General features: G+C 30.8%; 1 protein-coding gene and 1 other annotated feature. The gene reads left to right on the top strand.

Annotated features, from left to right (window positions below; genetic code table 11):
- Window positions 1–292: hypothetical protein (locus ACYVEA_RS34550; protein ID WP_461117910.1), on the top strand; the 292-nt coding region annotated here is incomplete at its 5' end.
- Between the two features lie 56 nt (window positions 293–348).
- Window positions 349–924: a sequence feature (23S ribosomal RNA rRNA prediction is too short), on the top strand.
- The last annotated feature ends 9 nt before the right edge of the window (window positions 925–933 follow it).

Raw genomic sequence — 933 nt, 5'->3', positions numbered from 1 at the left:
CAAAGCTAGTCAATCGGATAATTTTGTAGCTGGCGGAGCGCAAGCTATTATTCACGATATAATTTATAAGTCTATTGGATATAAAAATATGGGAGGTATAAGATTAGAAGTTAAAGGTAGATTAACTAAACGTTATAGAGCGGATAGATCATTATCTAAAATAAGTGTAAAAGGAACTTTTAAAAATCCTAAAAATTTATCTATGCTTTATAGAGGAAATTTTTATTCTAACTTAGAATATTCAATTGATATATCTAAACGTCGTATTGGAGCTTTTGCAATAAAAGGTTGAATTAATGGAAAATAATAATAATATTTAATTAAAAATAATAAAAAAAATGAAGAAATAGTCTGAACCATTTTGTGAAAAATGGAAATAAAATTTTATGATAACAAGTTGAACAGGCTAATTTGCGCAAGAGTGTGCAAAATGAGTGCGCGGTTTGGCACCTCGATGTCGGCTTAACTTATCCTCATGGATGCAGAAACTATGTAGGGTACGACTGTTCGTCGATTAAAAAGTTACATGAGCTGGGTTAAATACGTCGTGAGACAGTATGGTTTCTATCTTCTAGAGGGAATTAGAATATAATAAGGATTAACCTTGTACGAAAGGAACCTGGGCAACGCCTTATCTCCGAAAGGAGATAGCGGTTTTGTTAACCTCTGGTTTATCTGTTGTTTATGTGCCCAGATATTAATTTAGGTATAATAATTATTATACAGGGATGTTACTTTCACTTAAGTAAATGTATAACATAGGCATGGCAGAAAAGCTAAGTTAGCCAGAGATAAGTACTGAAAGCATATAAGTACGAAGCTCACCTTAAGATATTTCTTAAATATACGTAAAATAATATTACGTAATAGGCTTAGATTGTAATAATTTAGAGATTTTTAGATACTAAGTACTAATTTTATAGATAACTGAAT

This window comes from Spirosoma jeollabukense, assembly GCF_054777855.1.
This window is presented reverse-complemented; position numbering and strand designations above follow the sequence as displayed.